The sequence below is a fragment of the Streptomyces sp. NPDC023723 genome (assembly GCF_040639815.1).
GTDB lineage: Bacteria > Actinomycetota > Actinomycetes > Streptomycetales > Streptomycetaceae > Streptomyces.
In genome coordinates, this window is sequence record NZ_JBFAAP010000066.1 from 1 (window position 1) to 21517 (window position 21517).

15 protein-coding genes are annotated in these 21517 nt (G+C 73.1%); 2 read left to right on the forward strand and 13 right to left on the reverse strand.

The genetic code is table 11. The features are described 5' to 3' along the window. Positions 1–140: 140 nt before the first annotated feature. The 6 genes from serA to AB0G32_RS35885 all read right to left on the reverse strand — a co-directional run bounded on the left by serA (position 141) and on the right by AB0G32_RS35885 (position 10335). Positions 141–1730 (reverse strand): phosphoglycerate dehydrogenase, encoded by a 1590-nt coding sequence (serA, locus tag AB0G32_RS35860; protein WP_361173496.1) that lies wholly within the window; start codon positions 1728–1730, stop codon positions 141–143. A 242-nt stretch (positions 1731–1972) separates the two neighbouring features. Beyond that, entirely contained in the window at positions 1973–2971 is a 999-nt protein-coding gene (ilvC, locus tag AB0G32_RS35865) for a ketol-acid reductoisomerase (protein WP_361173499.1), read from the reverse strand. A gap of 109 nt (positions 2972–3080) precedes the next feature. Continuing rightward, the gene (ilvN, locus tag AB0G32_RS35870; protein ID WP_189419818.1) at positions 3081–3605 is read right to left on the reverse strand and encodes an acetolactate synthase small subunit; all 525 of its coding nucleotides are present in this window, start codon (positions 3603–3605) and stop codon (positions 3081–3083) included. Positions 3606–3626: 21 nt separating this feature from the next. After that, a complete protein-coding gene (locus tag AB0G32_RS35875) occupies positions 3627–5486 on the reverse strand; it encodes an acetolactate synthase large subunit (RefSeq protein ID WP_361173503.1) in 1860 nt (619 codons plus the stop codon). Between the two features lie 246 nt (positions 5487–5732). After that, on the reverse strand, positions 5733–8873 hold the full coding sequence (locus AB0G32_RS35880; protein ID WP_361173506.1) for an EAL domain-containing protein: 3141 nt from the start codon (positions 8871–8873) through the stop codon (positions 5733–5735). A gap of 499 nt (positions 8874–9372) precedes the next feature. Next, positions 9373–10335: a 2-hydroxyacid dehydrogenase gene (locus AB0G32_RS35885; RefSeq protein WP_361173509.1), complete on the reverse strand. Its 963-nt coding sequence runs from the start codon at positions 10333–10335 to the stop codon at positions 9373–9375. A gap of 74 nt (positions 10336–10409) precedes the next feature. On the opposite strand from AB0G32_RS35885, the gene AB0G32_RS35890 reads away from it, so the two are divergent. Together AB0G32_RS35890 and AB0G32_RS35895 are read left to right on the forward strand one after the other, a co-directional pair. Next, positions 10410–11408, forward strand: a complete 999-nt coding sequence (locus tag AB0G32_RS35890) for an aldo/keto reductase (protein ID WP_361173573.1) — start codon at positions 10410–10412, stop codon at positions 11406–11408. A gap of 87 nt (positions 11409–11495) precedes the next feature. Further along, positions 11496–12668: a PQQ-dependent sugar dehydrogenase gene (locus AB0G32_RS35895; RefSeq protein WP_361173512.1), complete on the forward strand. Its 1173-nt coding sequence runs from the start codon at positions 11496–11498 to the stop codon at positions 12666–12668. An 18-nt stretch (positions 12669–12686) separates the two neighbouring features. On the opposite strand, the gene AB0G32_RS35900 is transcribed toward AB0G32_RS35895, so the two are convergent. The 7 genes from AB0G32_RS35900 to gatB form a co-directional block, all read right to left on the reverse strand. Continuing rightward, positions 12687–12881: a DUF6191 domain-containing protein gene (locus tag AB0G32_RS35900; RefSeq protein ID WP_361173515.1), complete on the reverse strand. Its 195-nt coding sequence runs from the start codon at positions 12879–12881 to the stop codon at positions 12687–12689. 34 nt (positions 12882–12915) lie between these two features. Next, positions 12916–15981, reverse strand: a complete 3066-nt coding sequence (locus tag AB0G32_RS35905; protein ID WP_361173576.1) for an AAA family ATPase — start codon at positions 15979–15981, stop codon at positions 12916–12918. A 45-nt stretch (positions 15982–16026) separates the two neighbouring features. Beyond that, complete coding sequence (locus tag AB0G32_RS35910; RefSeq protein WP_361173518.1) at positions 16027–16224, reverse strand: hypothetical protein; 198 nt, start codon at positions 16222–16224, stop codon at positions 16027–16029. A 195-nt stretch (positions 16225–16419) separates the two neighbouring features. Next, positions 16420–17028 carry a hypothetical protein gene (locus AB0G32_RS35915; protein WP_361173520.1) on the reverse strand — a complete coding sequence of 203 codons (609 nt, stop codon included), beginning with the start codon at positions 17026–17028 and terminating at the stop codon, positions 16420–16422. A gap of 35 nt (positions 17029–17063) precedes the next feature. Then, a complete protein-coding gene (locus AB0G32_RS35920) occupies positions 17064–17639 on the reverse strand; it encodes a GNAT family protein (RefSeq protein ID WP_361173523.1) in 576 nt (191 codons plus the stop codon). Beyond that, entirely contained in the window at positions 17617–19845 is a 2229-nt protein-coding gene (locus AB0G32_RS35925; protein ID WP_361173526.1) for an MMPL family transporter, read from the reverse strand. The genes AB0G32_RS35920 and AB0G32_RS35925 overlap by 23 nt, the downstream gene beginning before the upstream one ends. A gap of 153 nt (positions 19846–19998) precedes the next feature. Then, a complete protein-coding gene (gene gatB, locus AB0G32_RS35930) occupies positions 19999–21513 on the reverse strand; it encodes an Asp-tRNA(Asn)/Glu-tRNA(Gln) amidotransferase subunit GatB (RefSeq protein WP_361173529.1) in 1515 nt (504 codons plus the stop codon). Between the last annotated feature and the right edge of the window lie 4 nt (positions 21514–21517).

Consider the following 21517-nt stretch of genomic DNA (forward strand, 5'->3'; position numbering starts at 1 on the left):
ACGACCCCCCCCCCCCCCCCCTGTTCGTCTCCCCCCCGCCGGGGGGGGGGGGGGGGGGGGGGGGGGGGGGGGGGGGGGGGGGCGGGGGGGGGGGGGGGGGGGGGGGCGGGGGCCCCCCCCCCCCCCCACCGGCGGTCACCTCAGACGAGGTTGACCGATCGAGCGGACGTCGCGCCGATCTCCGCCGCGACCTCACCGAGCACCGCGGCGCCCACCGTGTCGTCCACCGTCAGCACCGCCAGCGCCTCGCCGCCGACCGTCGCGCGGGCGACCTGCATGCCGGCGATGTTGATGCCCGCCTCACCGAGGATGCGGCCGACCGTGCCGACGACACCGGGACGGTCCTCGTAGCGCAGGACGACCATGTGGTCGGCGAGCGCGAGGTCCACGTCGTACTCGCCGACGGCGACCACCTTCTGGAGGTGCTTGGGGCCGGCCAGCGTGCCGGAGACCGACACCTCCTCGCCGCTGGCGAGGGTGCCGCGCACCGTCACCACGTTGCGGTGCTCCGGCGACTCCGAGCTGGTCGTCAGCCGGACCTCGACGCCGCGCTCCTGGGCGAACAGCGGGGCGTTGACGTAGGAGACGGTCTCCTCGACGACGTCCTCGAAGACACCCTTGAGCGCGGACAGCTCCAGCACCTTCACGTCGTGCTGGGTGATCTCGCCGTAGACCTCGACGTCGAGGCGGACGGCGACCTCGCCGGCCAGCGCGGTGAAGATCCGGCCGAGGTGCTCGGCGAGCGGCAGGCCCGGCTTGACGTCCTCGGCGATGACGCCGCCCTGGACGTTGACCGCGTCCGGGACCAGCTCACCGGCGAGGGCGAGCCGCACCGACTTGGCGACCGCGATGCCGGCCTTCTCCTGCGCCTCGTCGGTGGAGGCACCGAGGTGCGGGGTGGCGACGACCTGGTCGAACTCGAACAGCGGGGAGTCCGTGCAGGGCTCCTTCGCGTACACGTCGAGGCCGGCGCCGGCCACCCGGCCCTCCTTGAGCGCCGAGTACAGCGCCTCCTCGTCGACGATGCCGCCGCGCGCGGCGTTGACGATGCGGACGCTCGGCTTGACCTTGCGCAGCGCCTCGTCGCCGATCAGGCCGAGGGTCTCAGGGGTCTTGGGCAGGTGGACGGTGATGAAGTCGGAGACCTCGAGCAGCTCGTCCAGGGTGAGGACCTTGACGCCCATCTGGGCGGCCCGCGCGGGCTGCACGTAGGGGTCGTAGGCGACGACCTTCATGCCGAACGCGGACATCCGCTGGGCGACCAGCGCGCCGATGCGGCCGAGGCCGACCACCCCGAGGGTCTTCTCGGCCAGCTCGACACCGGTGTACTTGCTGCGCTTCCACTCGCCGTTCTTCAGCGCCGCGTTGGCCTGCGGGATGTTGCGGGCGGTGGCGACGATCAGGCCGCAGGCCAGCTCGGCGGCGGTGACGATGTTGGAGGTCGGGGCGTTGACGACCATCACGCCGGCCTTGGTGGCGGCGGAGACGTCCACGTTGTCCAGACCGACACCGGCGCGGGCGACGACCTTCAGCTTGCCGGCGGCGGCGATGGCCTCGGCGTCGACCTTGGTGGCGGAGCGGACCAGGATCGCGTCCACGTCGGCGATCGCGGGCAGCAGTTCGGCGCGGTCCGCGCCGTTGCAGTGCCGGATCTCGAAGTCCGGACCGAGCGCGTCGACGGTCGCGGGCGACAGCTCTTCAGCGATGAGTACGACAGGTTTCGAGCTCACGTGAGTCCTCACAAGTCCAATGCGGACGGCCGTCCCGACGGCCGCATGCGGTGGAGGTTGGCTACCGCGTGGAAGACGCACGACGCTGTGGGCCTGACGCGTATGTAGTGCAGCAGTGTAGTGGCGCCCAGGGCGTCGTCTTACGCCACTGCGGAAGGATCACCCGTCCGTGGTGGGCCGGGTTGTACAACAGGTGGACGACGGGGCCGGAGCGATGCGCTCCGGCCCCGTCCCCCTGAGGCTTACGCCTCCTCGTCGACCCAGCTCATGAGCTTGCGCAGCTCCTTGCCGGTGGTCTCGAGGAGGTGCTCGCTGTCCTGCTTCTTGTACTCGTTGTACTTCTTCAGACCGCTGTGGTACTCGTCCATCCAGTTCTTGGCGAAGGTGCCGTCCTGGATCTCACCGAGGATCTTCTTCATCTCGGCCTTGGTGTCCGCGTTGATGATCCGCGGGCCGCTGACGTAGTCGCCCCACTCGGCGGTCTCGGAGATCGACCAGCGCATCTTCTCCAGGCCGCCCTCGTACATGAGGTCCACGATCAGCTTCAGCTCGTGCAGGCACTCGAAGTAAGCGATCTCCGGCTGGTAGCCGGCCTCGGTCAGCGTCTCGAAGCCCGCCTTCACCAGCGCCGCGGTGCCACCGCAGAGCACGGCCTGCTCGCCGAAGAGGTCGGTCTCGGTCTCCTCGGTGAAGGTCGTCTTGATGACGCCGGCCCGGGTGCCGCCGATGCCCTTCGCGTACGACAGGGCCAGCTCGAAGCCGTTGCCGGTGGCGTCCTGCTCGACGGCGGCGATGCAGGGCACGCCGCGGCCTTCCTCGTACTGGCGGCGCACCAGGTGGCCCGGGCCCTTGGGGGCGACCATGCAGACGTCCACGCCGGCCGGCGGCTTGATGAAGCCGTAGCGGATGTTCAGGCCGTGGCCGAAGAACAGCGCGTCGCCGTCCTTCAGGTTGTCCTTGATGTCCTTCTCGTAGACCTCGGCCTGGATCGGGTCCGGGACCAGGATCATGATGACGTCGGCCTCGGCGGCGGCCTCGGCGGGGCTCACCACGCGCAGGCCCTGCTCCTCGGCCTTGGCCTTGGACTTGGAGCCCTCGTGCAGACCGACGCGCACGTCGACGCCGGAGTCACGGAGCGACAGGGCGTGGGCGTGGCCCTGGCTGCCGTACCCGATGACCGCGACCTTGCGGCCCTGGATGATGGACAGGTCGGCGTCGGCGTCGTAGAACAGCTCGGCCACTTTGGGTTCTCTCCTTGTGTGCAGGTGTCGCGTCCCACCGTATGCCGGTGAGCGGAAGGGAAGGTTCGGGGTCTCGGGATGCGGGCGGCCGCCCGCATCCCGGCGGGGGTCAGGCCGACCGGTCCAGGGCGCGCAGCGAGCGGTCCGTGATCGAACGGGCGCCGCGGCCGATGGCGATCGTGCCGGACTGGACCAGCTCCTTGATGCCGTACGGTTCCAGCATCCTGAGCATGGCGGACAGCTTCTCGCCGCTGCCGGTCGCCTCGATGGTGACGGCGTCCGGGGAGACGTCGACGGTCTTGGCGCGGAACAGCTGGACGATCTCGACGATCTGGGAGCGCGTCTCGTTGTCGGCGCGCACCTTCACCAGGACGAGTTCGCGCTGCACGGCCTGGGCCGGCTCCAGCTCGACGATCTTCAGCACGTTGACCAGCTTGTTGAGCTGCTTGGTGACCTGTTCGAGTGGCAGGTCCTCCACTCCCACGACGATGGTGATGCGGGAGATGTCGGGGTGTTCGGTGACACCGACGGCGAGGGAGTCGATGTTGAAGCCGCGGCGGGAGAACAGGGCGGCGATCCGGGCGAGGATGCCGGGGGTGTTCTCCACCAGGACGGAGAGCGTGTGCTTGGACATGGTCTCTTCGGTCTCTCTCGCTCAGTCGTCTTCGTTGTCGCCGAAGTCGGGTCGGACGTCCCGGGCGGCCATGATCGTGTCGTTGGAGGTGCCGGCCGCGACCATCGGCCAGACCATCGCGTCCTCGTGCACGATGAAGTCCACGACGACCGGGCGGTCGTTGATGGAGTTCGCCTCTTCGATGGCCTTGTCCAGGTCGGCCGGGTCCTCGCAGCGGATCGCGTAGCAGCCCATCGCCTCGGCCAGCTTGACGAAGTCGGGGACCCGGGTGCCGCGGGCCGCCGGGTTGACGTCGTCCGGGCCGGAGTGCAGCACGGTGTTGGAGTAGCGCTGGTTGTAGAACAGCGTCTGCCACTGGCGGACCATGCCGAGGGCGCCGTTGTTGATGATGGCGACCTTGATCGGGATGTTGTTCAGGGCGCAGGTGGTCAGTTCCTGATTGGTCATCTGGAAGCAGCCGTCGCCGTCGATCGCCCAGACGGTCCGGTCGGGCTGCCCCGCCTTCGCGCCCATGGCGGCCGGGACCGCGTAGCCCATGGTTCCGGCGCCGCCGGAGTTCAGCCAGGTGGCGGGCTGGTCGTACTCGACGAAGTGGGCGGCCCACATCTGGTGCTGGCCGACGCCCGCGGTGAAGATCGTGTCCTTCGGGGCGAGCCGGCCGATGCGCTCGATGACCGCCTGCGGGGAGAGCGAGCCGTCCTCGGGCTGGTCGTAGCCGAGCGGGTAGGTCTCGCGCCAGCGGTTCAAGTCCTTCCACCACGCGGCGTACCTCGGCGCGGCGGCCTCGCCGTGCCGGCCCTCGCTGTGCTCCTTCTGCACGGCCTGCACCAGGTCGGCGATGACCTCGCGGGCGTCGCCGACGATCGGCACGTCGGCGGCGCGGTTCTTGCCGATCTCGGCCGGGTCGATGTCGGCGTGCACGATCTTGGCGTGCGGGGCGAAGCTGTCCAGCTTGCCGGTGACGCGGTCGTCGAAGCGGGCGCCCAGGGCGACGATCAGGTCGGCCTTCTGGAGCGCGGTGACGGCGGCGACCGAGCCGTGCATGCCCGGCATGCCCAGGTGCTGCGGGTGGGTGTCGGGGAAGGCGCCCAGCGCCATCAGGGTGGTGGTGACGGGCGCGCCGGTCAGCTCGGCGAGGACCTTCAGCTCGGCGGTGGCGCCGGCTTTGAGGACGCCGCCGCCGACGTAGAGGACGGGCCGCTTGGCGGCGGTGACCAGCTTGGCGGCCTCGCGGATCTGCTTGGCGTGCGGCTTGGTCACCGGGCGGTAGCCGGGCAGGTCCATCACCGGCGGCCAGGAGAACGTCGTCTTCGCCTGGAGGGCGTCCTTGGCGATGTCGACCAGGACCGGGCCCGGGCGGCCGGTGGCGGCGACGTGGAAGGCCTCGGCGATCACCCGCGGGATGTCGTCGGCGTCGGTGACCAGCCAGTTGTGCTTGGTGATCGGCATGGTGATGCCGACGATGTCCGCCTCCTGGAAGGCGTCCGTGCCGATCGCCTTGGAGGCGACCTGGCCGGTGATGGCGACCAGCGGCACGGAGTCCATGTGCGCGTCGGCGATCGGCGTGACCAGGTTGGTCGCGCCGGGGCCCGAGGTGGCCATGCAGACGCCGACCTTGCCGGTGGCCAGCGCGTAGCCCTCGGCGGCGTGGCCCGCGCCCTGTTCGTGGCGGACCAGGACGTGCCGGACCCGGGTGGAGTCCATCAGCGGGTCGTAGGCCGGGAGGATGCAGCCACCGGGAATGCCGAATACCGTGTCGGCCCCGACCTCCTCGAGGGAGCGGATGAGGGACTGCGCGCCCGTGACGTGCTCGGGGGCGGGCTGTCCTCCGGATCGGGGCCGCGGCTGCGGGTGAGGGGCCCCGGTGGCCTGCTCGGTCATCGGCATTCTCTTCTCGATGCTGAGGGATTCACTGCTGAGGGTTTGACGACATTTGTACGGTGTGCGGCAGGTGCCTGTGCAACAAAAAACCCCTCGTGCCAAAAGGCAAGCGAGGGGAGCGCGCCGGGTGTGGGTCGCTGGGAGTTCCGGGTTGTCCGGACGTCACCAGCTTCAGCCGACGCGCTGACCAAGTACGAGAATTCGGGTGCGCATGGAACTGACCCTCCCCCCGGCACGCACTTACTGTCAAGTGGGTGGGACAGGGGTCTCATTATGTGAGCGCAGGGCCGTGCCGCCGCTCAGCACGACCGGTACGCCACCGGTGACCTGGCTGGTGAAACCGCTGGTGACGGGCGTGCCGGCGCCGCCCGCGAAGACCGGCTCGGCCGGTCCGTGCGGGACCGGATAGCGGCCGGTGGCCAGCGCCCGGCGCAGCCGGTGCTCGTCCAGCGGCCCGGAGAACGCCATGCCCTGTCCGTGCGTGCAGCCCATCGCGCGCAGGGCGACCACCTGCTCGGGCAGGTCCACGCCGTCGGCCACGGACTTCAGTCCGAGGTCGGCGGCGATCCGCAGCATGCCCCGGGTGATCTTGTGCAGCCGGGCGGACTCGACGACGCCCTCCACCAGGTTCCGGTCGAGTTTCAGGATGTCGACCGGGAGCCGGCGCAGCGCCGTGATGGCCGCGTGGCCGCTGCCGAAGCCGTCCAGCGCGATGCGTACGCCCGCCCGCCGGAGCGCGTTCAGCCGGCGCTCCAGCTCGTCCACGGGGACCCGGGGGTCGATGTCGGACAGCTCGATCACCAGGGAGCCGGACGGCAGCCCGTAGCGGGTCAGCAGGGACTCCACCGAGCCCAGCGGCATCGAGCGGTCCAGCAGCCGGCGGGCGCCGATCCGGACGGCCACCGGCGCGCCGACGCCGGCCGCCGCGCGTTCGGCGGCCTGCTCGACCGCCTCCTGGAGCAGCCAGCGGTCGAGTTCGGCGGTCCGGTCGCCCTCGTCGGCCACCCGGAGGAACTCGGCGGGGGTGAACAGGACGCCCTGCGAGGAGCGCCAGCGCGGCTGGGCGCCGACCGACACGATCCGGCCGTCGGCCAGGGACACCACCGGCTGGTGCAGCAGGGTGAACTCGCCGTCGTGCAGCGCGGCCCGCAGCCGCCCGGCCAGCTCGGCCTTGCGGACCACGTCCTGCTGCATCTGCGGCTTGTACAGCTCGACGCGGCCCTTGCCGGCCGCCTTGGCGCGGTACATCGCCAGGTCGGCGTTGCGCAGCAGCTCACCGGCGCCGAGGCCGGGTTCGGCGAAGGCGACGCCGATGGAGGCGTTGACCCGGACGTCGTTGCCGTCGATGAGGTAGGGCTGGGAGAGGGTCAGCCTGAGGCGGTCGGCGAGCTCCAGGATGTGTCCCTCACGGGCGGCCCGGTCCCGGCTGCCGCCGTCTCCGACGATGAGGGCCGCGAACTCGTCGCCGCCCAGCCGGGAGGCGGTGTCGCCGTGCCGGACCGCCTCCTGGAGTCTGCGGGCGGCCTGGACCAGCAGTTCGTCCCCGGCCTGGTGCCCGATCGTGTCGTTGACGGCCTTGAAGCCGTCCAGGTCGATGAAGAGGACCGCGGTGCCGCGCAGCGCGGCGCCCCGGTCGGAGGCGCGGCGGCCGGACAGCGCCTGCTGGACGCGCTTGGTGAACAGGGCCCGGTTGGGCAGGTCGGTGAGCGGGTCGTGTTCGGCGTTGTGCTGGAGCTGGGCCTGGAGGCGGACCCGCTCGGTGACGTCCCGGCTGTTGAAGATCAGGCCGCCGTGGTGCCGGTTGACGGTGGACTCGACGTTGAGCCAGCCTCCCCCGCTCCCGGCGTCCGCCCCGCCGCCGGCTTCGCCCGGGCGGGAGGACCCCCAGGAGCGGGAGCCGCCCCCGCTGCCGGAGCGGAAGCGGCACTCGATGCGGGTGGTGGGTTCCTCGACGGGATCGGCGGCCAGGAAGCGGCGCACCTCGTGCACCACGCAGCCCAGGTCCTCCGGGTGGATCAGGTCGGCCAGCTCCCCGCCGACGAGTTCCTCGGCGGGGCGGCCGTAGACCCCGGCGGCGGCCGGGGAGACGTAGCGCAGCACACCGTTGGGCGCGGCGATCATGATGACGTCGCTGGAGCCCTGCACCAGGGAGCGGAAGTGGTTCTCCTTCTGGGCCAGTTCCTGGGTGAGGGTGATGTTGTCGAGCAGCATGATGCCCTGGCGCACCACGAGCGCCAGGACGACCGTGCCCCCGGTCAGCAGGACGACGCGGTCGACGCTGTGGCCGTTCAGCACGTTGTACAGGATGCTCAGCGTGCAGACGGCGGCGGCCAGGTAGGGCGTCAGGGCGGCCAGCGACCCGGCGATGGGCCGGGCGGCCGGCGGGTAGCGGCTGGGCTCGGCGCCGGGGGCGGGCACCGGCCGGCGGGCGGTGACGCGCTGTCCGGGGACGTGCTCGTGCACCACGCGGGTGTGCCCGTCGGGTTCGTCCGTCCCATCGGGTCCGCCGGCCGCTTCGGGTCCTTCGGCGGCCGGCCGCGGTCCGGGCCGCGCGGCGGCCCAGGGGGCGTACGCCAGCAGCAGCGAACCGGCGAACCAGCCGGCGTCGAGCAGTTGACCGGAGCGGTAGTCGTTGTGCAGCAGCGGCGAGGTGAACAGGGCGTCGCACATCACCGTCAGCGCCAGCGCGCCGATCGCGGTGTTGACCGCGGACCGGTACACCGGGGAGCGCCGGAAGTGCAGCGCGAGCACGATGCTGACCAGGGCGATGTCGAGCAGCGGGTACGCCAGCGAGAGCGCGGTGTGCGCCACGCTGGACCCGTCCGCCTCAGCGGCCTGGGCCAGCGCCAGGCTCCAGGCCAGGGTCAGCAGCGAGCCGCCGATCAGCCAGGCGTCCAGGCCCAGGCAGACCCAGCCGGCCTTGGTCACCGGCCGTTTGGCGAACACCAGCAGGCCCACGATGGCGGGCGGCGCGAAGCACAGGAAGAACAGGTCCGCGTAGCTGGGGCTGGGCACCGGCCGTTGCAGGACGACCTCGTACCATCCCCAGACCGCGTTGCCCGCGCAGGCCATCGCCGAGGAGAGGGCGAACAGCAGCCAGGCCGGCCGGAAGCGGACGTGGCGGCCGCGGGCGTGCAGGAAGCAGGAGACGGCCGCGACGGCGGCCGCGGCGCCCAGTCCGAAGTCGCCCATGAACAGGGCGAGCCGGTGCGAGCCCCAGCCGAGCGCGGAGCCGATCGCGTAGGCCGCGCAGACCAGCGCGAGGAGCAGCTGGCCGGCCAGCCTGGACCCACCGGGCCGGGCCGGCGGCAGGGCCGGCCGCGGGGCGGGCCCGGGGTGCGCCCGGGGCGCTCCGTCCAGGACGGGGGCGGGAGACGGTGGCGACATCACCGGGGCCTCCCGGTCCGCGCCGGGCCGGCCGGCCCGCGACGGCCGCCGGGCCTGCGCTGCTGATGGCCGCGCTGGCTGTGGCTGTGGCTGTGGTGATGGTGGCCGCGGTGGTGGTGATGACCGTGCCGGCCGCCGTGGTGGCCGTGCCGACCGCGTCTGCGCGCCGCCGTGCACCAGGGCCGTCGGCAGCGGCTCCGCCGCGTCGGATCGTTGGTCCATAGGCCGTGCATCGCCCGTCGCCCCCCTCGCAGTCTCCATGTCCGTCCCCGGCGCCGAACGGTGCGCGGCGCAACCCCTCGTCGGGACGATACACCAGTCTCGTCACTCAGGGACATAGGTTCTCTACGCTCCGTGACGACCAGCGGATATGCGGGTACCCACTGCTCCCGAAGGAACGCGGAGGGTGCCCGAAGCGGAGTGCGCCGTTGTCGCTACGCGCGCGCCCTGCGCGCCAATACGGCGTGAAATACGCGCCGGTGACACTCGGTGCCCCGCGTCACGCGCCGGGAGCTCCCGTCGTCAGGATCACGTTGCGCAGCGGCTCCTGGTTCACGAAACGGGTCAGCTGGTCGGCCAGCAGCCGCTTGGCGCGCGGCAGGAAGGCGGACGTGGGGCCGCCGACGTGCGGGCTGATCAGCACGCCCGGCGCCTGCCACAGCGGGTGCCCGGGCGGCAGCGGCTCGGGGTCGGTGACGTCGAGGGCGGCGGTGAGCCGGCCGGTCTCCAGCTCGGCGAGGAGCGCCCCGGTGTCGACCACCGGGCCGCGGGCCACGTTGACCAGCAGGGCGCCGTCCTTCATCCGGGCCAGGAAACCGGCGTTCACCAGGTGCCGGGTGTCCTCGGTGAGCGGCGTGGACAGGATGACGACGTCCGCCTCGGGGAGCAGGGCGGGCAGCTCGGCGAGTGGGTGCACGGGGCCGCGCTCCGTGGTGCGGGCGGAGCGCGCGACACGCGCCACCCGCGCGACCTCGAAGGGCACGAGCCGGTCCTCTATCGCCGCGCCGATCGCGCCGTACCCGACGACGAGCACGTTCTTGTCGGCGAGCGCGGGCCGGAACCCGCCGCGCCACTCCCCCTGGTCCTGGGCGCGGACGAAGCCGGGGACGCCGCGCAGCGAGGCGAGGGTCAGGGTGAGGGCGAGTTCGGCGGTGCTGGCCTCGTGCACACCGCGGGCGTTGCAGAGCCGGACGCCGGGCGGAATCGCGGACACCTCGGCCATGACGTCGTCGACACCGGCGGTGAGCGTCTGGACGACCTGGACGTGGCTCAGCCGCTCCAGCGGCCGGACCCGCACCGGCTGGCGCTTCATGTACGGCACGACGTAGAAGGCGCAGCGCGCGGGGTCGCCGGGGAAGTCCTGGTCACCGTCGTCGCCGCCGTCCCAGAACAGGTACCTGGGCCCGTCCGGGAGCCCTTCGATCTCGTCCGGCGGGATGGGCAGCCACACTTCAGCAGTCATGCCAGGAGGCTATGTCAGGGGCCCTGACCGGCAGAGGTTAGGTTGGGGTGGCCACAGGAGGGGGGCACGACCACGTGGAGCGCAGGACGATCGGCGCGGCGGCACTCGCGGTGGGCGCCGTCGGACTCGGGTGCATGCCGATGAGCTGGGCGTACAGCACCTCCCGGCAGCGCGGCGACGAGTCGCTCAGGGCCGTGCACCGGGCGCTGGACCTGGGCTCCTGTCTGCTGGACACCGCCGACATGTACGGCCCGTTCACCAACGAGCTGCTGCTGGGGCGGGTGTTGAGGGAGCGGCGGCCGGACGCCTTCGTGTCGACGAAGGTCGGGCTGCTGGTCGGGGACCAGCACGTCGTGGCCAACGGCCGCCCCGGCTATGTGAAGCGGGCCTGCGACGCCTCGCTGCGCCGCCTCCAGACCGACGTGATCGACCTCTACCAGTTGCACCGGGCCGATCCCGAGGTCCCGGTGGAGGAGACCTGGGGCGCGATGGCGGAGCTGGTCCGGGCCGGGAAGGTGCGGGCGCTCGGGCTGTGCGCGGTGGGCGCCCGTTCGTCGCGGCGGGCGGGGGCCCGGCTGCACGACGCGACGATCCGGCAACTGGAGCGGGTGCAGCAGGTGTTCCCGGTGAGCGCGGTGCAGGCCGAGCTGTCGGTGTGGTCGCCACAGGCGCTGGAGGCGCTGCTGCCGTGGTGCGCGGCGCGCGGGGTGGGGTTCCTGGCCGCGATGCCGCTGGGGAATGGTTTCCTCACCGGCACGCTGACGCCCGGCGAGGGCTTCGAGCCGGACGACCTGCGGGCCCGGCATCCCCGCTTCACCGCCGAGATGATGGCCGCGAACCAGCCGATAGTGGCCGGTCTGCGCCGGGTCGCCGCCCGGCACGGCGGCGGCGTGACGCCCGCCCAGGTGGCGCTGGCCTGGGTGCTGGCGCAGGGCGGGCAGGTGATCCCGGTGCCGGGCGCCAAGCGGGAGCGCTGGGTGACGGAGAACGCCGCCGCCGCGGCGCTGCGGCTGACCCCGGAGGACTTGACGGAGGTGGCGGCGCTGCCGGGCGCGGTGGGCTCCTGGGACTGACGTCGGGGCCGGTTCGGGATCGGGGGAACGGGAACCTGTGGGCCACGAGCGGTGTATGACAGGGAGAGACCCCGCGTCGAAGGGACCATGATCGTGGAACGTCGAGCCGGGCCGGCCGTGCTGGCCGCCGCCGCGCTGCTGCTGACGGCCGGCTGCTCCTCGGGCGACGGGGACGGACCGGACGGCCGGTACACGAGCGCCTCCGCCACGAGTACGTCCGCGCCGTCCTCGCCCGCCGGGCGGTCCGCCGAGCCGACGCCCCCCGCGAAGGGCTCGGTGGAGGTGACCCGTACCGTCGCCACCGGCCTGGACAGCCCCTGGGGCCTGGCCCCGCTGCCCGACGGCGGCCTGCTGGTCTCCTCCCGGGACGACCGTACGATCACCCGGGTCGACCCGGACACCGGCAGGAAGACCGTGCTCGGCGAGGTGTCCGGGGTGTCGCCGGCCGGGGAGGGCGGGCTGCTCGGCATCGCGCTGTCGCCCGACTACGCCGCGGACCGGATGGTCTACGCCTACTACACCTCCGCCTCCGACAACCGGATCGTCCGCATGCTCTACGACGCCGGCAAACCGGCCGGTGAGCAGTTGGGCGCCCCGGACACGGTGTTCAAGGGCATCCCCAAGGGCTTCATCCACAACGGCGGCCGGATCGCCTTCGGCCCGGACGGGATGCTGTACGTCGGTACGGGCGAGAGCGGTGACACGGGGCTGTCCCAGGACAAGGCGGCGCTGGGCGGCAAGATCCTGCGCCTGACCCCGGAGGGCGAGCCCGCGCCCGGGAACCCGTTCGCCGGCTCCCCCGTCTACTCCTACGGCCACCGCAATGTGCAGGGGCTGGCCTGGGACGGCAAACAGCGCCTGTTCGCCTCGGAGTTCGGCCAGGACACCTGGGACGAGCTGAACGCGATCACGCCGGGCGACAACTACGGCTGGCCCGAGGCGGAGGGCCGCTCCGACGACGACGCCTACCAGGACCCGGTCGCCCAGTGGGGCACCGACGACGCCTCCCCGAGCGGCATCGCCTACGCCGCGGGGTCGGTGTGGATGGCGGGGCTGAAGGGCGAGCGGCTGTGGCGCGTCCCGCTGGACGGCACGAAGGCGGCGGCCGATCCGCAGTCCTTCCTCAAGGGCGAGTACGGCCGGCTGCGTACGGTGGTCGCGGCGGGCGACGGCAAGCTGTGGCTGGTGACCAGCAACACCGACGGCCGGGGCGATCCCGGGCAGGGCGACGACCGGATCCTGGAGCTGACGGTGACCTGAGCGGCCCCGCCCGCCCGTTCACTCCCCGTCGGGCCCGGCGCCGGGGTCACGGGGCTTCGGCGGCCGTACCACGACCTTCCCGGACGTGAGGTCTATCGGGCCGTGCCCGGGATCGCCGTCGCCGACGTCCTCCCGGGTCAGTTCCAGCCGGTTCTGCTCGTCCCGGGTGTGTTTGCGACCGGGTGCGAACAGATCCTCGAAAGCGTTGAACACATGACCTCCTCGGCCGTGTCCTCCAGCGTACGTCTCAGCCCGCCGTGCCCGAGGCGAGCGGAACCGGCGGGGAGACGGGCGGGAACAGCCCCAGCCGGTGGGACAGGGCGGCGGCCTCGCCGCGGCCGGAGACGCCGAGTTTGGCCAGGATGTTGGAGACGTGGACGCTGGCGGTCTTCGGGGAGATGAAGAGCTCCTGCGCTATCTGGCGGTTGGTGCGGCCGTCGGCGACCAGCCGCAGCACATCGCGCTCCCTGGCGGTCAGGCCGAGCCGGCCGGCCGGGTCGGCGGGCTCGCCGGGGTGGCCGAGGGCGAGCCGGGCGCGCTGGGCCAGCCGGGCCACCGCGTCGGCGAGCGGGCGGGCGCCCAGGTGGTCGGCGGCGGCACCGGCGAGCCGCAGCAGTTCGGCGGCCCGGTCCCGTTCGTCGTCGCCGCCGGCGGTGAGCAGGGCCTCGGCCAGCCGGTGGCGGACCCGGGCCAGGTCGTAGGGGCGCTCCAGGGCCTCGAAGGCGGTGACCGCGTCGGTCCAGACCGCCAGGGCGTCGCGGCCCTCGGCGCGGGCGAGTTCCGCGCGCACCCACTCCGCGTAGGCGTGCCAGACGGGGGTGCCGGTGGTGAGCGATCTGGCGGCCGGGCGAAGGCGGGCGAGCACCTCGGCGCGGCCCTCCTCGGCGGCGGGCAGCGCGCGGACGGCGGCGGCCAGCAGCGGCCAGGCGTACCGCTGGGTGCCGGGCGGGAAACCGGCGTCCAGGGCGCGGAACAGCGCGGCCCGGGCCTCGGCCGGGCGGCCCTCGGCGGCGGCGATCCCCACGGTCAGGGTGGCCAGCGGCACGGTGTTCTGCGGTATCGGGTCATGGGCGCCGAAGGTGGCGCGGGCCTCGGCGAGCAGCCGGGCGGCACCGGCCGTGTCCCCGCGGGCCAGGCCGACGGCGGCGAGGTGGAGCAGGGCGCTGCCGCGCGGCTTGGGGGCCAGGGTGACCGTGCGGGCCCGGGTGGCGGCCTGTACCGCCTCGTCCCAGTCGCCCAGCGAGATCAGTGACTCGGCGAGGTTGCCCCACACCCATGCCTCGGACTCCAGCAGCCCTGCCGCACGGGTGAGTTCGACCCCTCGGCGCAGCAGGGCGACCGCCTCCCGGGAGCGGCCGATGCCCTCCAGGTGGGAGGGGAGGTTGATGTGGCCGCGGGCCGCCACGGCGGACCGGCCGCCCGCGGTCGCCCGCTCCTGGACCTCGCGCATCTGGGCGAGCCCGGCCTCGGTGCGGCCCGCGTCGACCATCAGGCCGCCGAGCGTGAGCCGGGCATTCAGCTCGATGTCGGCGGCGCCGACCATCCGGGCGTACTCGACGGCCCGCTCGGCGGCGGTGACGGCGGCCGGGCCGGGGTCGCGCAGCATCGACCAGTTGGCCGCCATGGACAGCACCTCGGCGTGCACCTCGGACGGCGGCAGGCCGCGCACCAGGTCCTGGGCGATGCCCAGCTCGTGCCAGCCGTCGCCGCGGCCCTGGGCCTGGATCAGGACGGAGCGCTGGGTCCAGAACCAGGCGGCGCGCAGCGGGTCCGGCTCCTCCTCCAGCAGGTTCAGCGCCCGCTTGGTGATCTTCAGGGCGCGCTCCCGCTCCCCGCTCAGCCGGCCCGCGACGGCGGCCTCGGCCATCACGTCCAGGAAGGTCAGCGCCGTGACCTCCGGATCGCAGCCGTAGGCCCGGCGGGTCTCGGGGCCGTTCAGCGGGCACGGGTCCGCGCGGACCTCCTCGGGGGCCTGGTCCCACAGCTCCATCGCCCGCTCCAGGAGCCTGAGCTGCTCGGCGTACGCGTGCCGGCGGCCGGCCTCGACGGAGGCGTCCAGGACGGCGGGCAGGGCCTTGGCCGGGACGTGCGCGCGGTACCAGTAACTGGCCAGCCGGGTCACCCGCTGGTCGGCGGGGACCAGCGTCGGGCCGGCTTCCAGGGCCTCGGCGTAGCGGCGGTTGAGCCGGGCCCGCTCGCCGGGCAGCAGATCGTCGGAGACCGCCTCGCGGACCAGGGAGTGCCGGAAGCGGTAGCCGTCGCCGTCCGGGGCGGGCAGCAGGAGGTTGGCGTTGACGGCGGCCCGCAGCGCCCCGTCGAGGTCGTCCTCGGTGAGCCGGGCGACGGCGGCGAGCAGCCGGTGCTCGACGGTGGAGCCGCCCTCGGCGACGATCCGGGCCACCCGCTGGGCGCAGTCGGGCAGCGCCTCGACCCGGACCAGGAGCAGGTCGCGCAGTGAGTCGGTGAGGCCGTCGCAGCAGCCCTCGCGGGCGGCGACGGCGAGTTCCTCGACGAAGAAGGCGTTGCCGTCGGACCGTTCGTAGATGTCGTCGACCCGGCGCAGGTCGGGTTCGTCGTCGAGGATGCCGGCGATCTGCCGGGCCACCTCGGCGCGGGTGAAGCGGGCCAGGTCGACGCGGCGCACCGTGCGCAGCCGGTCCAGCTCGGCGAGCAGCGGGCGCAGCGGGTGGCGGCGGTGGATGTCGTCGGAGCGGTAGGTGGCCAGCACCACCAGGCGGCCGCGGCGCAGGGTGCGCAGCAGGTAGGCGAGCAGATGGCGGGTGGAGGCGTCGGCCCAGTGCAGGTCCTCCAGGACCAGGACGACGGGCTGCCGGGCGGCGATCCGCTCCAGGAACCGGGCGGTGAGCTCGAAGAGGCGGGCGGTGCTCTCCTCGTCGGGCCGGGCGGAGCGGGCGGCGGCCGGCTGCTCGGCCAGTTCGGGCAGCAGCCGGGCGAGTTCCTCCTCCTGGCCGGCGGCGGCCTCGGCCATGTCCGCGGGCAGGGCGCGGCGCAGGGCGCGCAGGACGGCGGAGAACGGCGCGAACGGCAGCCCGTCGGCGCCGATCTCGACGCAGCCGCCGACGGCGACGACGGCACCCCGGCGCCGGGCGCCGGCGGCGAACTCCTCGACCAGCCGGGTCTTGCCGACCCCGGCCTCACCGCCGAGCAGCAGCGCCTGCGGCTCGCCCCCGGCGGCTGTCCCGGCGTCCTTCCCGGCGCTCGCCCGGGTGAGCGCGTCGTCGAGCACGGCCAACTCGTCGGCGCGGCCGACGAACACGGGACTGACGGACCTGTTCTGCACACCGCCGAGCATCGCACGGGGGACTGACACCGCGGCACCGGATTTCACGGCCGGCCGTCACGCCGCCCTGGCGAACCGGTGCCGGCGCAGCCGGCCGGGGTCGCTCCCGGCCCCGGCGGCACTCCACCGCGCCGCCAGCCGCTCGGCGCGCCGGGCCCGCAGCGCGGCACGGACCAGCCGCGCGTGCGCGGCGCGGCGGACCAGGTCGGCGTGACGGTACTGATGGATCTCGTACTGGCCGTGGTACTGGAACATGGCACTTCCCCCGGTGAGAGCGTCGGTGTCGGCGGTGGTGGTCCATCGCGACTCCCCAACCCTCGCCGCGCGGGGGGCCGGCGCGCATCGGGCGGATTGCGCATCCTGGCGCCCGGGACGGGCCTCAGACACGGCTGAGGGGCCCTAAGGACGCGCGTGGTCGTCCTTGAGGCCCCTCAGAAGGCTCGGTCGCCGTCAGCCCGCGGACGGCACCGCCAGCAGGATGTCGGTGTACTTGAGCACGGCCAGGATCAGGCCGATGACACCCAGGGCGACGCCCGCCCAGGAGACCGACTTGATCCACGCCGGCTGCGGCTTGCCGGGCGCGCCGAACGCGGGCCGGGCCAGCACCACGACGCCGACGATCAGCGCGACGAGCGCGAAGACGCCGCCCCAGAGCGCGGTGGCCTGCCAGGCGTCGCCGTACCCCTTCTCCAGCATGGTCTGGACGTCGGAGGACGAGGTGGTCGCCAGCTGGCCGAGGACCGCCTGGCGGGCGGAGGCCACGGTGCCGACCCAGCTGCCGGTCAGCGACACGATGCCGAGCCCGGCGGAGACCACCGCGCCGGCGCCCTGCCCGACCCCGGAGGGACCGTCCTCCTTGGCGGCGTCGGCGTCCTCGGCAGCCTCGGTGTCCGCGGCGTCCTCGGCGTCCGAGGCGTCCTCGGCCGCATCACCCTCCGTGACCTGCGACCCCTCCGTGACCTGCGATTCCTCCTTGGCCCCGGGGGCGTCGGTGGCGTTCTCCTCGTGCGCGTCCGCCTTCGTCGCGGCGCCGGTCTCGTCCACTGTCTTGGTTCCCATGTCTCGCACCGTACGGACGCTCTCTGAGAGGTCCCTTAATGATCGTTGTGAGAGGTACGCGCACGTGCCGCACGCCATTCCGGCGCGAGCACGGCCCATATCTCGATGTCCTGGCGCACCCCACGGTACGGGTGATGCTCCCGGAGCACGCCCTCGCGGGTCATGCCCAGCCGCCGCGCGGCGTTCACACTGGGGAGGTTCGCGGACGAGGCGTGCCATTCCACCCGGTGCATCCCGCGCTCGTCGACCGCCCAGTCGATCAGCACCCGGGCGCCGCGGGTGACGAGGCCCTTGCCGGTACCGGCCGGTTCCAGCCAGCAGCCGATCTCGCACAGGCCGGCCGCGGCGTCGAAGACCCGGAACAGCAGCCCGCCGACCAGCTTGCCGTCCAGCCACAGCCCGTGCAGGAAGCCGCGGTCGGCGGCGCGCTTGTCGGCGTACGAGGTGAGCAGTGCCCGCGCGGAGGCGGGGTCGGTGGCCTGGCTGCCGAACGGGATGTGCCGGGTGATGAACTCCCGTCCCCGGTCCAGGTGGGCCAGGAACTCCTCGGCGTGCCAGGGCTCCAGGGGACGCAGTTCGGCTCCGTCGTCACCCAGCGGTATCGCGTACATCCCGGTCCTGCTCCTTACGCAGTTGGCTCACTACGCCGGTGAGCCTCTCATGCGCGGCGCGGCACTCGGGCGGCTCGATGCTGATCCGGGGCAGCCGGGCCGCCAGCCACCCGGGCAGCCACCAGTTGGCGCGGCCCAGCAGGTGCATCAGGGCGGGCACCAGCAGGGTGCGCAGTACGAAGGCGTCCAGGGCGACGGCGGCGGCCAGCGCGATGCCGAACATGGCGATCACCCGGTCGCCGGCGAGGACGAAGGCGAGGAAGACGGCGATCATGATGACCGCCGCGGAGTTGATCACCCGGCTGGTCTCGGCGAGACCGACCCGGACCGCGCGCCGGTTGTCGCCGGTCTCCAGCCACTCCTCGTACATCCGGCTGACCAGGAAGACCTGGTAGTCCATGGAGAGTCCGAAGAGCACCGAGACCATGATCACGGGCAGGAACGGTTCGATCGGGCCCGCGCGGCCCAGGCCCAGCGCCTCGCTCCCCCAGCCCCACTGGAAGACGGCCACCACGACGCCGAACGATCCGGCGACGGCGGCGATGTTCATCGCGGCGGCCTTCAGCGGGATGCCGACCGACCGGAAGGCGAACAGGAGCAGCAGCCCGCCGAGGCCCACCACGACGCCGACGAAGAGCGGCAGTTTGCCGACGATGACGTCGGCGAAGTCGTCGTACCCGGCCGTCATCCCGCCGACCCGCACGTCGAGCGCGGTGCCCCGCTCGGCGCGCGGCAGCACCTCGGTGCGCAGCCGGTCCACCAGGTCGCTGGTGGCCCGGGCCTGCGGGGCCGACTCGGGTACGACGGTCAGATACGCGGTGTCGCCGCCGGAGTCGAAGGTCACCGGCGTCACCGAGGCGACGCCCGCGGTGGCCCGCAGGGTGGCGTCGAGGTTGTCCAGGGCCAGCCGGTCCTCGGCGCCGCCGACCTCGGTGACCAGGGTGAGCGGCCCGTTGACGCCGGGGCCGAAGCCCTCGGCCAGCAGGTCGTAGGCGGCCCGGGTGGTGCTCCCGCGCGGGTCGTTGCCCTGGTCGGAGGTGCCCAGCCGGAGGCCGAGGGTGGGCAGCGCGAGGACGGCGACGACGAGCAGCGCGGCGGCGCCGAGGGCCTTGGGGCGGCGTTCCACGAAGGCGGACCAGCGGGCGGCGAGTCCGGTGGGCAGGACCGGCTCGGGTCCGTGTTCGGCGAGCCGGCGGCGCTCGCGGCGGCTGAGCGCGCGCGGGCCGGCCCAGCAGAGCAGGGCGGGCAGCAGGGTGACGGCGGCGGCGACGGTGAGGACGACGGTCAGCGCGGCGGCCACCGCGACCCCGTTGAGGAAGCTCAGCCGCAGCACCAGCATGCCGAGCAGGGCGATGCAGACGGTGGCGCCCGCGAAGACGACCGCGCGGCCGGTGGTGCGTACCGCGTGCACGGCGGCCTCGGCGGGGCCCAGGCCGCGTTTGAGGCCGCGCCGGTGCCGGGTGACCAGGAACAGCGCGTAGTCGATGCCGACGCCGAGCCCGATCAGCATGCCGAGCATCGGCGCGAAGTCGGCGACGGTCATGACGTGGCCGAGCAGGGTGATGCCGGCGTAGGCGGTGCCGACGGAGACCAGCGCGGTGGCGATCGGCAGCAGGGCCGCGGCGAGCGAGCCGAAGGCGAGGAACAGGACGACGGCGGCGACGGCCACCCCGACGGCCTCGGCCAGGTGTCCGCCGGGCGCCTCGGTCACCGCGACGGCGCTGCCGCCCAGTTCGACCTGGAGTCCGTCGGTCGCGGCGGCCCGGGCGGTGTCGGCGACGGCCCGCGCGTCGGCCTCGGCGATGTCGCCGGCCCCTGCCTCGAAGGCGACGGTGGCGTAGGCGGTGTGCGCGTCCGCGCTGATCCGGTCCGTCTCGGGATCGTCGTAGGGGCTGGTCACGGCGGCCACGCCGGGCAGCGCGGCGAGGTCGCGGAGCGCCTCGGTCATGGTCTGTTCGACGGCGGCGGCCCGCACCGAGCCGGCCGCGGTGTGCCAGACCACGGTGTCGCTGTCGCCGCCGAGGCCGGGAAACCCGGCGGCCAGGAGCTTCGAGGCGCGGCTGGACTCGGTGCCGGGCACCTCGTAGTCGTTGGAGTACGAGCTGCCGGTGACGACCGCGGCGGCGGCGACGCCGGCCGACGCGAGCAGCCAGAGCAGGACGGTGACGAGGCGGCGTCGGACACACCAGCGGGCAAGGACTGCCACGGACGTACTCCCGGAATGTCTGATTATGGATCTTTGAGACACTCTTGCAGGGAGACGTGATTCTTTGTGGGATTCGTGGGTTTGTTCACAGCGGCGGACAGAAAGAGGGGCACGCCGTGACCGGCGTGCCCCTCCTCATGAGGAGTGCGTGGCTCAGCCCTCCTCGACCCCCAGCTTCTGGAGGATGAGTTCCTTGACCCGGGCGGCGTCCGCCTGGCCGCGGGTCGCCTTCATGACGGCGCCGACCAGCGCGCCGGCCGCGGCCACCTTGCCGGACTGGATCTTGGCGACGATGCCGGCGTTCCCGGCGATCGCCTCGTCCACGGCGGCCGACAGCGCGCCCTCGTCCGAGACGACCTTCAGGCCGCGCTTGTCGACGACCTCGTCCGGCGTGCCCTCGCCGGCCAGCACGCCCTCGATGACCTGGCGGGCCAGCTTGTCGTTGAGGTCGCCCTTGGTGACCAGCTCGGCCACCCGGGCCACCTGCTGCGGCGTGATGGGCAGTTCGTCCAGCGACTTCCCCGACTCGTTGGCGCTGCGGGCCAGCTCGCCCATCCACCACTTGCGGGCGGACGCCGCGTCGGCCCCGGCCCCGATGGTGGCGACGATCGGCTCCAGCGCGCCGGCGTTGAGGATCGACTGCATGTCGGTGCCGGAGATCCCCCACTCCTCGCGCAGCCGGTTGCGGCGCACCAGCGGCAGTTCGGGGAGCTGGGCGCGGATCTCCTCGACCCACTCGCGGGCGGGCGCCACCGGCACCAGGTCGGGCTCCGGGAAGTACCGGTAGTCCTCGGCCTCCTCCTTCACCCGGCCCGAGGTGGTGGACCCGGTGTCCTCGTGGAAGTGCCGGGTCTCCTGGACGATCGTGCCGCCGGAGGAGAGCACGGCCGCGTGCCGCTGGATCTCGAAGCGGGCGGCGCGCTCCACGGACCGCAGCGAGTTGACGTTCTTCGTCTCGGACCGGGTGCCGAACTGCTCCCGGCCGTGCGGGCGCAGCGACAGGTTCACGTCGCAGCGCATCTGGCCCATCTCCATCCGGGCCTCGGAGACGCCGAGCGCCTTGATGACCTCGCGCAGCTCGCGGACGTACGCCCGCGCCACCTCCGGCGCGCGCTCGCCGGCGCCCTCGATCGGCTTGGTGACGATCTCGATGAGGGGGATGCCGGCCCGGTTGTAGTCGAGCAGCGAGTGCGAGGCGCCGTGGATGCGGCCGGTCGCGCCGCCCACGTGCAGCGACTTGCCGGTGTCCTCCTCCATGTGGGCGCGCTCGATCTGGACCCGGAAGGTCTCCCCGTCCTCCAGCTGTACGTCGAGGTAGCCGTCGAAGGCGATCGGCTCGTCGTACTGGGAGGTCTGGAAGTTCTTCGGCATGTCCGGATAGAAGTAGTTCTTCCGGGCGAAGCGGCACCATTCGGCGATCGAGCAGTTCAGCGCGAGGCCGATCCTGATCGCGGACTCGACGGCGGTCGCGTTGACGGCCGGGAGGGCGCCGGGCATGCCGAGGCAGACCGGGCAGGTCTGGGTGTTCGGGTCGGCGCCGAGCTCGGTCGAACAGCCGCAGAACATCTTGGTCCTGGTGCCGAGTTCGACATGGACCTCGAGGCCCATGACGGGGTCGTAGGACGCGAGCGCGTCCTCGTACGACACCAGGTCGGTCGTGGTGGTCACGGTG

Excerpts from the sequence above, each read along its gene's own strand:
- ilvN (WP_189419818.1), bottom strand. The coding sequence starts at position 3,605 with ATGTCCAAGCACACGCTCTCCGTCCTGGTGGAGAACACCCCCGGCATC.
- AB0G32_RS35875 (WP_361173503.1), bottom strand. The coding sequence starts at position 5,486 with ATGACCGAGCAGGCCACCGGGGCCCCTCACCCGCAGCCGCGGCCCCGA.
- AB0G32_RS35880 (WP_361173506.1), bottom strand. The coding sequence starts at position 8,873 with ATGTCGCCACCGTCTCCCGCCCCCGTCCTGGACGGAGCGCCCCGGGCG.
- AB0G32_RS35885 (WP_361173509.1), bottom strand. The coding sequence starts at position 10,335 with ATGACTGCTGAAGTGTGGCTGCCCATCCCGCCGGACGAGATCGAAGGG.
- AB0G32_RS35895 (WP_361173512.1), top strand. The coding sequence starts at position 11,496 with ATGATCGTGGAACGTCGAGCCGGGCCGGCCGTGCTGGCCGCCGCCGCG.
- AB0G32_RS35905 (WP_361173576.1), bottom strand. The coding sequence starts at position 15,981 with ATGCTCGGCGGTGTGCAGAACAGGTCCGTCAGTCCCGTGTTCGTCGGC.
- AB0G32_RS35910 (WP_361173518.1), bottom strand. The coding sequence starts at position 16,224 with ATGTTCCAGTACCACGGCCAGTACGAGATCCATCAGTACCGTCACGCC.
- AB0G32_RS35915 (WP_361173520.1), bottom strand. The coding sequence starts at position 17,028 with ATGGGAACCAAGACAGTGGACGAGACCGGCGCCGCGACGAAGGCGGAC.
- AB0G32_RS35920 (WP_361173523.1), bottom strand. The coding sequence starts at position 17,639 with ATGTACGCGATACCGCTGGGTGACGACGGAGCCGAACTGCGTCCCCTG.